Source organism: Pseudomonas sp. RIT623, assembly GCF_004519305.1.
GTDB lineage: Bacteria > Pseudomonadota > Gammaproteobacteria > Pseudomonadales > Pseudomonadaceae > Aquipseudomonas.
In genome coordinates, this window is record NZ_SOZA01000032.1 from 48,643 (window position 1) to 57,422 (window position 8,780).

At 65.4% G+C, this 8,780-nt stretch carries 10 protein-coding genes; 6 read left to right on the top strand and 4 right to left on the bottom strand.

Annotated elements, in window-relative coordinates:
- The first annotated feature begins 269 nt into the window (after nt 1–269).
- From E3U47_RS19285 to E3U47_RS19305, 5 genes are all read left to right on the top strand, one after another.
- Nucleotides 270–1,127 carry an NAD synthetase gene (locus E3U47_RS19285; RefSeq protein WP_134693267.1) on the top strand — a complete coding sequence of 286 codons (858 nt, stop codon included), beginning with the start codon at nt 270–272 and terminating at the stop codon, nt 1,125–1,127.
- A complete protein-coding gene (locus E3U47_RS19290; RefSeq protein WP_134693258.1) occupies nt 1,124–1,543 on the top strand; it encodes a hypothetical protein in 420 nt (139 codons plus the stop codon). Before E3U47_RS19285 ends, E3U47_RS19290 begins: the two co-directional genes overlap by 4 nt.
- Nucleotides 1,544–1,546: 3 nt before the next feature.
- Nucleotides 1,547–1,972 carry a hypothetical protein gene (locus E3U47_RS19295; protein WP_134693259.1) on the top strand — a complete coding sequence of 142 codons (426 nt, stop codon included), beginning with the start codon at nt 1,547–1,549 and terminating at the stop codon, nt 1,970–1,972.
- Between the two features lie 160 nt (nt 1,973–2,132).
- Nucleotides 2,133–2,324, top strand: coding sequence for a type II toxin-antitoxin system HicA family toxin (locus E3U47_RS19300; RefSeq protein WP_134693260.1), 192 nt, complete (start codon nt 2,133–2,135; stop codon nt 2,322–2,324).
- A 17-nt stretch (nt 2,325–2,341) separates the two neighbouring features.
- Nucleotides 2,342–2,755 (top strand): type II toxin-antitoxin system HicB family antitoxin, encoded by a 414-nt coding sequence (locus E3U47_RS19305; protein WP_134693261.1) that lies wholly within the window; start codon nt 2,342–2,344, stop codon nt 2,753–2,755.
- On the opposite strand, the gene E3U47_RS19310 is transcribed toward E3U47_RS19305, so the two are convergent.
- Together E3U47_RS19310 and E3U47_RS19315 are read right to left on the bottom strand one after the other, a co-directional pair.
- On the bottom strand, nt 2,756–4,135 hold the full coding sequence (locus E3U47_RS19310; protein ID WP_134693262.1) for an ATP-binding protein: 1,380 nt from the start codon (nt 4,133–4,135) through the stop codon (nt 2,756–2,758).
- Between the two features lies 1 nt (nt 4,136).
- The gene (locus E3U47_RS19315; protein WP_134693263.1) at nt 4,137–4,856 is read right to left on the bottom strand and encodes a response regulator; all 720 of its coding nucleotides are present in this window, start codon (nt 4,854–4,856) and stop codon (nt 4,137–4,139) included.
- 141 nt (nt 4,857–4,997) lie between these two features.
- Here E3U47_RS19315 and E3U47_RS19320 point away from each other — a divergent pair, with 141 nt between their 5' ends.
- Nucleotides 4,998–7,292 carry a TonB-dependent siderophore receptor gene (locus tag E3U47_RS19320; protein ID WP_134693264.1) on the top strand — a complete coding sequence of 765 codons (2,295 nt, stop codon included), beginning with the start codon at nt 4,998–5,000 and terminating at the stop codon, nt 7,290–7,292.
- On the opposite strand, the gene E3U47_RS19325 is transcribed toward E3U47_RS19320, so the two are convergent.
- Together E3U47_RS19325 and nirK are read right to left on the bottom strand one after the other, a co-directional pair.
- A complete protein-coding gene (locus E3U47_RS19325) occupies nt 7,244–7,501 on the bottom strand; it encodes a DUF3079 domain-containing protein (RefSeq protein ID WP_256660309.1) in 258 nt (85 codons plus the stop codon). The genes E3U47_RS19320 and E3U47_RS19325 overlap by 49 nt on opposite strands.
- Nucleotides 7,502–7,579: 78 nt before the next feature.
- Nucleotides 7,580–8,671: a copper-containing nitrite reductase gene (nirK, locus tag E3U47_RS19330; RefSeq protein WP_372239531.1), complete on the bottom strand. Its 1,092-nt coding sequence runs from the start codon at nt 8,669–8,671 to the stop codon at nt 7,580–7,582.
- Nucleotides 8,672–8,780 lie beyond the last annotated feature (109 nt).

Genomic DNA, 8,780 nt, shown 5'->3' on the forward strand with positions numbered 1-8,780 from the left:
CACATCCGCCGCGCGGAACATGTAGGAGCCAGCTTTGCTGGCGAACCAGGCGGCGCGGTGGCTGGCACCGGCTATGCCGGTGTTCGCGGCTGAAGCGCTCCCGCAGGGATCGCGCCGGATTGAGAAATCTCGGTGCCAGCGGCCTGCGCTGTTTCTGTGGGAGCAGCTGTGCGCCGATGCGACTTGCCCTGAAGGCCCTGATCTTTGTGTAAGGAAACCGATTCGTGACAGACCTGCTTTCCACCCGCCTGGGCAACACCTCGCAGTTCATGGCGCGTCAGCGCATCCAGGGGCGGATCAACCTGCCGCAGATGTTCGCCGCCATCGATGCCGACCCACGGATTGTCGGGGCGGGCGTGGTGTACATCGACGCCGACTACAACGTCATCACCTTGCGTGAGTTCCAGCCGATCTGCAGCATCCGCCCCAAGCGCGTGATCCTGCGCGAGATCAAGAAGTACCAGACCCCCGACCAGTACACCCAGCAGTTGCAGCACAACCCGCGTGAGTCGCGGGTGGTCAAGGAGGCGGTCAACACCACGCTCTCCTGTGCAGGTGCCGTGATTGGCTGGTTCGTGGTGTTCAGTGGCACCATTGCCGCGCCGTTTTCCGGAGGTACCAGCCTGGTGCTGACCTATGTCGGTGGCGCCGCTGCCACTGCCAGCAGCCTGCAATGCGGCATCGGTGTGATGCGCACGGTGCGTGAAGTGACCAATCCGGCGGCAAACGATGCCCTCGATGAAAGCCAGTGGTATCAAGCCGCCTCGAAGGTACTTGATGGTGTTTCGCTGCTGGGTGTCGGTGCGTCGGGCCTGACCACGCTGAAGTACCTGCAAGTGCACAAGGCCGCTACGGGCCGTAGCTGGCTGGAGTTGTCCAGGACCCTCAGCCGTCAGCAGCGCAAGGCGCTGACCGATGAACTGCTGTCGATCAAGCACCCGAGCCTGACGGCCAAGCAGATCAAGTTGCAGCAGGCGGCTGGGACCATGACCAAGCGCTATACGCCGACCGAGATCAGCCATGCCACGCAGACCCTGATGCGCGACTCGCTCGGCGCCACCTTGGGACTGGCGGGCAGTGCGACGGTACAGAGCATCGCCGTGGGGTTATACGAGGAAATCGAATGAAGATGACGCCGGCAGAGTTCCAGGCTTTCATGCGTCGTTACTTCGCGATGTTCTTGCTGGGCTTTTTCATGTGCCTGATATCGGCGGCGTTGTCATCGACCCTGTGGATCGACAGCCATTGGCGTCATCACCCGGACAACCCCTCGTACACCCTGCTGGCCAGTGCCGTTTCCACTTTGTTGTTGTGTACCGGGCATTTGGCGATGGTCCGTGGCTTTACCTGGGCCATGTGGTTGGTCCTGCCCGTGCCGGCAGTGGCCTTGTTGATGACGCTGAGCTTGTTCGGCAGCGGTTTGAATGCCCTGATGCTGGCGATCATGCTGGTGCTTGCTCTGCTCGCGCTGCTGGTCTTCAACAGTGGCCGCCATCGGGAAATGCGCCAGCGCCTGATAGAGCTGCGTCAGCTGAGGCGCTGACGCATGACGTATCAGATGCAACTCAAGGACTTTCTCCGACGCTACTTCGGCGTGTTCATCGCTGCGTTTTTCGCCTCGATCATCGCCGTTGCCTGGACCTTTGCCCTGGCCTGGAGCACCTACTGCCGTAATTGTGCGCAGGATGGCCTGTTCCCCCTGGGCCTTTATGGCCTGTTTGCGTTGTTCGCCCTGGGCCATGGCGCCGTGGTGCGTGGGCGGGCCTGGGGTACCTGGCTGATCGCCGGCATGTGCATCGCGTGCATGCTGATCACCTTGCCCACCTATGGCCACAGGCCGAACCTGTTCATCTATACCGGCAGCCTGCTGGCGGCATTGGTGGCCTTGCTGCTGCTCAACAGCCAGCGCTATCGAGAGATGCGCAAGCGGCTGGCGGAGTATCGCCAGCAGCGGCGCCAGGCGCGTCGCTAGGGGCGGCAAGATCCCGCATTACTTCTCTGCTCCCGCCTCTGGCTCCCATCACCATACTTGCCCACGGATCGCCCGCTCGTCGCCGCAGTGGGTATGGTGTTGATAATGCTAAATTGGTGGTTATACTAACCACCAATCGGCCAGCCCAAGGAATGGGTTCATGAACAGCCGTGAAATGATTTCGGTGATCGAGGCGGATGGTTGGTACCTGGTGCGTTGCAAAGGCAGCCACCATCACTTCAAGCACCCTGACAAACCTGGGCTGGTAACCATCCCGCATCCGAAGAAGGACCTGCTGCCCGCCACCGCGGCCAGCATCCTGCGCCAGGCGCGGATCGTCTACGCCAGCTGACGAGGAGGCTTAATCCCATGTTGTTTCCCATCGCCATCCTTCCCGGTGACGACCAGTACGCCTGGGGCGTTGAAGTGCCGGACATCCCTGGCTGCTTTTCGGCGGGTGAAGACCTCGACAACGCCATCGCCATGGCCCGCGAGGCGATCGAGGGCCATCTCGAGCTGCTCGCCCAGGACCAGCAGGAGATCCCCAAGGCCGGCAAGGTCGCCGCGCATGCGGCCAATCCGGCCTACGCCGGCTGCACCTGGGCGTTGATCGATATCGATATCACCCGCTACCTGGGCAAGGCCGAGAAGCTCAACATCACCCTGCCGGCCTACTTGCTCACCCGCATCGACAGCTACGTGCAGAACCACCCCGAACACAAGAGCCGCTCGGGCTTCCTGGCCGAGGCGGCGCTGAAGATCCTCCAGGGCGAGGGCAAGTAGTCAGGCCGGGCCACCGGCGGGCAGGCGCACGCTGACCCGCAGCCCACCGTCTGCGCGGTTGCGCAGCAGCAGTTCACCGCCATGGCTGGCGGCGATGCGTTGGGCAATGCTCAGCCCCAGGCCGTAACCGCCCGAGGCCTGGTTGCGCGAGCCTTCGCCACGCACGAACGGGTCGGTGACGGTCGCCAGCAAGCCCGGTGCGATACCGGGGCCGCGGTCGTCGACGTGGATGCACAGCTCATGGCCGGTGCTTTCCAGGGTGACCGACACATCCTGGGCATAACGCAGGGCATTGACCAGCAGGTTCTGCAGGCAACGCTGCAGCAGCAGGGCGTCGACCCGTGCCTGGCCCGCCTGGCCATGAATGGGCAAGGGTTCCTCGATGCTGGCAAGGTCGGCGCACAGCCGCGCCACCAGGCGGTCGAGATCGACCTGCTGCAGGTTCTGCTGCTCGCCCGCGCGCAGGTAGTCGAGCACCTGGCCGATCATGCCGTCCATCTGCGCGATATTGTGGCGCAGGCGCTCCTTGTGTTCGCCGTCCTCCAGCCGTTCCAGGCGCAGGCGCATGCGCGTCAGCGGGGTGCGCAGGTCGTGGGAAACGGCGGCGAGGAAGTAGGCCTTGTCGTTGACCATGCCGATCAGCCGTTGCTGCATGGCATTGAAGGCCTGGGCGGCCTGGCGCACTTCTTCCGGGCCATCCAGCGGCAGTGGCGGCTGCTCGAGGTTGTGGCCCAAGCCCCGGGCAGCATCGGCCAGGCGGCGCAATGGGCGCAGGCACAAGCGCACCGCCAGCAGGCACACCAGCAGCACGGCGACGATGCGCAAGGCATAGACCCGCAACAGGTAGTCGCTGATCAGCACCCAGGCCGACTCGCCGCTCCAGCCCTGCAGCTCCTGGCCATCGATGGTCAGCCAGTGGCCGTCGGCCAGGGGCACGGCGAATTCCAGGTGGGCCTGGGCGGTGCGCAGGCCGAACAGGCTACGCCAGACGATTGGCTGGCCCTGTTCGTCGCTGAGCTGCACCTTGAGCAAGCGGGCCTGTGGGTCGCGGCCCAGTTCGTAGGCCAGCGCCTGGTGCAGCAGCAGCTCGATCCGTCGATGGCCGCGGCGCTCGTCATGCTCGGCCGGCGGTACGGCTTCGGCGCAACGCACCTGGTAGTGACGGGGCAGCGCGAGCGCCGCGCCGTGGCAGTCGGCCTGGGCGATCAACGGCGCGCTGCGCGCCGCGATCAGCCGCACCGGCGCTTCCAGCACCTGGGCGAAACGCACATCGAACCAGATGCTGCTGGACAGCAACTGGATCACCAGGGTGCCGCTGATCATGATCAGCAGCAACTGGCCGAACAGTGTGCGCGGCCACAGCCGGCGGAGCCAGCGCACCTCAGGCACCCAGGGCTTCGCGGGCCAGGCTCAGCAGGTAGCCTTCGTTGCGGATGGTGAGGATTTGCGCGCCCTGGCTGGAGGCGCGGCGCAATTGCTGGCGCAGGCGGCTGATGCACATGTCCACCGAACGGTCGTCGGGTAAATGCTCGCGGCCGAACGCGCTGCGCGTCAGTTGATCGCGCGAGACCACGCGGTTATTGGCCTCGAGCAGTTCGCGCAAGACCCGGTAGTCGGAGCGGGGCAGGGTCAGCGCCTGGCCGTCGGGGAGGGTGAGCAGGCGCTTGACGTGATCGAGGCGAAAGCCGGCGAACCGCTGGGGCTCCACCGCGGGCTCTTCCGACGCGGCCTCCAGGCGTTGCGGGCGGCGCAGCACGGCCTTGATTCGCGCCACCAGCTCACGGGGCTCGAAGGGCTTGGCCAGGTAATCGTCGGCACCCACCTCAAGGCCGATGATGCGGTCCAGGGTGCTGCCCTTGGCCGACAACATGATCACCGCCAGGCCGGGCTGGGCCTGCAACTGCCGGCACAGGCTCAGGCCGTCCTCGCCGGGCAGCATCAGGTCCAGCACCACCAGGTCCACGGCATGGCGCGCCAACTGCGCGCGCATCTGCTCGCCGTCGGCGGCGGCCAGGGCCTGGTAACCGGCATCGGCCAGGTAATCGCAGAGAAGTTCGCGAATCTCGTCGTCATCGTCGACGACCAGCAAGGTCGTGCTCATGGTGCGGGGGTACCTGTGCAAGGGAGCGCTTGGCCGCTCATTACGTTCGATTACATCCCCGTACATGCCATCCATGGAGCCGAAGGGGCGGATGCCTAGAATCGTAACAAAAAATCATCTGCGAATACGAAGCCTTCCCAAATGGTACGACAGAGCATCATGACCGACGCATACCCCGTTCTCCGAGGCGGCAGTCGCCTCACCCCGCTTGCCTTCTTCGTTGCCCTTGGGCTGTCATCCACCGCCACGGCTGCCAACCAGGCCGTGGAGCTGGATGCCACCACCATCGACAGCAGCGCCTTGCCGCTGGCCGACGACAGCGGCCAGATCGGCTACACCGTCGAAAGCACCCGCAGCTCGACCGGGCTGAAGCTGACGCCGCGCCAGACCCCGCAGTCAGTCACCAGCATCACCCGCCAGCAGATGGACGACCGCGACATCCACACCATCGAACAGGCCTTGGACACCACGCCTGGGGTGAGCATGAGCAAGATGGAAGTGGGCGGGCGCACCGACTTCCGCGCCCGCGGCTATTCGATCAGCAACTGGAAGATCGACGGCTTGCAGTTCCCCGGCGGCTCGGACTTCAGTGGCGGCGGCAACGCCCTGAACATGGACCTGTACGAGCGCATCGATATCGTGCGCGGCGCCAACGGCCTGCTCGGCGGTACCGGCGACCCGTCGGCCACGGTCAACCTGATCCGCAAGGCGCCGGGCAAGACCTTCGGCGGCAGCGCCTATGCCACCTACGGCAGTTGGGACAAGCGCCGCCTGGGCGCCGACCTGAACCTGCCGCTGAGCGAGGACGGTCGCCTGCGCTCGCGTTTCGTCATGACCCAGCAGGACGCCAACTCGTTCCGCGACAACCAGTCCGAGCGCTCCCGCGCGGCCCTGGCCAACTTCGAGTTCGACCTGGACGACGCCACCACCCTCGGCGCCGGCTACCAGTACGAATACAACAAGGTAGTCGGTGGCGGCTGGGGCGCCAACATCCCGATCTGGTACGGCGACGGCAGCAAGACCGACCTGCCGCGCAGCACCAACCTGGTGCCGAGCTGGAGCTTCGGCGAATACATCACCCGCACCACCTTCGGCTCGCTGGCGCACCGCTTCGACAACGACTGGAGCCTGGACCTCAAGGTCGCCCAGAGCAGCGGCGAGGCCCTCAACCATCGCGGCCTGGCCAAGGTCAACTCAGCTGGCCGTGGCGTCTACGGCGGCTATTGGGACCAGGATGGCAGCGGCGCGGTGCTCAACGGCCTGCACAGCTCCACCGACACCACCCAGCAATCGGCGCAGATCGACCTGTCCGGCCCGTTCCAACTGCTCGGCCGCACCCACCAGGCGATGGTCGGCTACAACGACAGCCGCACCGTGGCCTGGTCGCCGCAGTACAGCTGCAGCATGGTCGGTGGCGGCAAGACGGTGAACAGCGGCGTCGGTTGCCAGTTCCGCGCCAACAACGGCCTGGGCCTGAGCAACTGGCTCGACGGCGTGGATGACGACTACGCCATGCTGGCCTCGAGAACCGGCCTGCACAGCAAGACCACCACCCGCCTGCAAGGGATGTATGCCGCCACCCGCCTGAGCCTCAGCGACCCGCTGTCGGTGATTCTTGGCGTGCGCAGCACCGACTACTCGGCCACCGCCCGCAACGTCAGCGGCGTGCGCAGCAACCAGCAGAACAATGGCATCGTCACCCCCTACATGGGCGTGGTCTACGACCTGAACGACACCTACTCGCTGTACGCCAGCTACACCGATATCTTCAACCCGCAGACCGAAGAGACCGCCAGCGGCAGCAAGGTCGAGCCAATCCGTGGGCAGAGCTACGAGAGCGGCATCAAGGGTGAATGGTTCGATGGCCGCCTGAACGCCTCCGCCGCCTACTTTCGCACCAAGCAGGAAAACAAGGCGGTCATGGACGGCGACCTGCTGACGCCGACCGGCGCCACCGCCTACAAGGCTGGTTCCGGCCAGGAAACCGACGGTATCGACCTGGAAGTGGCCGGCGCCCTGAGCCCCAACTGGAATGTCTACGCCGGCTATACCTACCTGCACTTCCGACGCCTGGACAGCGACGGGCGCAGCGACCCGTCGCACCTGTTCAAGGCCTCGACCACCTATCGCCTGTCCGGCCCGCTGGAGCGCCTGACCCTGGGCGCTGGCGTTACCGCGCAGAGCAACATCCGCGCGATTTCCTCGCCGGCCGGCCAGCCGAGCAACGGCGTGAGCCGCAGTGCCAGCGATGTGAACTGGTCGGGCTACGCCATCTGGAACGCCATGGCCAAGTACCAGCTGACCGACGACACCAGCGTCAGCCTCAACGCCAACAACCTTTTCGACAAGCACTACTACACCCGCTACGGGTTCTATGCCGGGGCGATCTACGGCGATCCGCGTAATCTGGCGTTGACGGTGAGTACGGCGTTTTGAGCGCTGTTGGCTGGGAGATCCTGCGCTAGAGCTATCGGCTGATCCAGCCGCTCATCGAGCTGATCCCAATCCTCGCCGAACAGCTCCACCGGGTGCATGGTCCGCTCCGCGCCATTGCCGCAGGCCAGCGCCTTGGCCGGGCAGTACAGGTCGCAGCCCCAGCAGATCCGTTCCGGGTGGCTGGGGTTGCTGGGAAATTTCTTGGCCATGGTCTCCCTCCATGAAGTGAGTGCCTGCGCTCAGGCTATGCCGCGCATGGCCAAGGGGCTTGACCGGGATCAATGCCGCTAGCGGATCGGCCCCGGTGCTTCCAGCTGGCTCATCAGGTCGTCATTCCACTGGCCCTCGACCTGCACATGCGCCGCCGCGCCGAGCATCACCGCCTCGATCAGGTTGTGGTTGAGGTAGGTGTACAACCCAGGCTGGCGGAAGGTGTATAACGCCGCCCCCGCCGCGCCACCAGGGATGAACCAGGTTTCCAGGTTGCGTTGCGGCGGGTTGGCGAACTTGCCCGCCGCCCACACATAGTCGCCATGGCCGCCGATCAAGTGCGGGCGGGTGTCGCGGTTGGCCTGGGAATGGACGATCAGCACCGTCTCGCCGACCTTGGCGGTCAAAGCCTGCTTGCCGGTCAGCGCGCCGACGCTGCCGTTGAACACCACATGGCTGGGCACCAGGCCCTTCATCAGTTGGCTCATGTCGCCGAAGCTGGCCATGGGGTTGGCGTAGCGCTTGTACTTGCCGTCCTTGTCGCGGGGGATGTAGTAGTCCTGCTCGCCGATGTACCACACCTTGTCGTATTTCAGCGCCCGGCCCTCGGCATCCTTCAGGCCATCGCGCGGCAGCACCATGATCGCCCCGTTCATGCCGCACACCACATGCCAGGGAATCATCGCCCCGCCCGGCGCGCAGTGGTACACGAACACCCCGGCACGGTCGGCCTTGAAGCGCAGCTTCACCTGCTCGCCGGGCTTCACATGGGTCAGCTCGCCGCCGCCCAGGGCGCCGGTGGCGGCATGGAAATCGATGTTGTGCATCATGCTGTTGCTGGCCGGGTTGACCAAGGTGAGCTCCACATAGTCGCCTTCGTGGACCACCAGCAACGGCCCCGGCACCGAGCCATTGAAGGTCATGGCATGGATGTAGGCCCCGGCCGTGTCGATGGCCAGCTCCTTCTCCTCGATGACCATGCGGAACTCGACGATCCGCGGCTTGCCCGGCGCCCGCTGGCTGTGGGCATGCACCTGCGGCGGCGGCACCAGCTCGACGCTGACCCGTTCCAGCTTGGCCAGGTCCATGGCGGGGCCGGTGCTGGCAGCGGGGGCGGCGGTTGCGGCCTGGGCCAGGCCAGCGCCGAGCACCGAGGTGCCGACGCCCAGCAACACACTGCCGGCGAGCATGCCACGCCGGGTCAGGGCAACGCCTTCTTGCTCACTCATGGGGCTTCTCCTTAAGTCGACGGGAATCGTCGGGCACAGGAATAGCCGC

What these genes read in the sequence shown, in the direction of transcription:
- E3U47_RS19285 (WP_134693267.1), top strand. Translation starts at nt 270, where the DNA reads ATGGCGCGTCAGCGCATCCAGGGGCGGATCAACCTGCCGCAGATGTTC.
- E3U47_RS19290 (WP_134693258.1), top strand. Translation starts at nt 1,124, where the DNA reads ATGAAGATGACGCCGGCAGAGTTCCAGGCTTTCATGCGTCGTTACTTC.
- E3U47_RS19295 (WP_134693259.1), top strand. Translation starts at nt 1,547, where the DNA reads ATGACGTATCAGATGCAACTCAAGGACTTTCTCCGACGCTACTTCGGC.
- E3U47_RS19300 (WP_134693260.1), top strand. Translation starts at nt 2,133, where the DNA reads ATGAACAGCCGTGAAATGATTTCGGTGATCGAGGCGGATGGTTGGTAC.
- E3U47_RS19305 (WP_134693261.1), top strand. Translation starts at nt 2,342, where the DNA reads ATGTTGTTTCCCATCGCCATCCTTCCCGGTGACGACCAGTACGCCTGG.
- E3U47_RS19315 (WP_134693263.1), bottom strand. Translation starts at nt 4,856, where the DNA reads ATGAGCACGACCTTGCTGGTCGTCGACGATGACGACGAGATTCGCGAA.
- E3U47_RS19320 (WP_134693264.1), top strand. Translation starts at nt 4,998, where the DNA reads ATGGTACGACAGAGCATCATGACCGACGCATACCCCGTTCTCCGAGGC.
- E3U47_RS19325 (WP_256660309.1), bottom strand. Translation starts at nt 7,501, where the DNA reads ATGGCCAAGAAATTTCCCAGCAACCCCAGCCACCCGGAACGGATCTGC.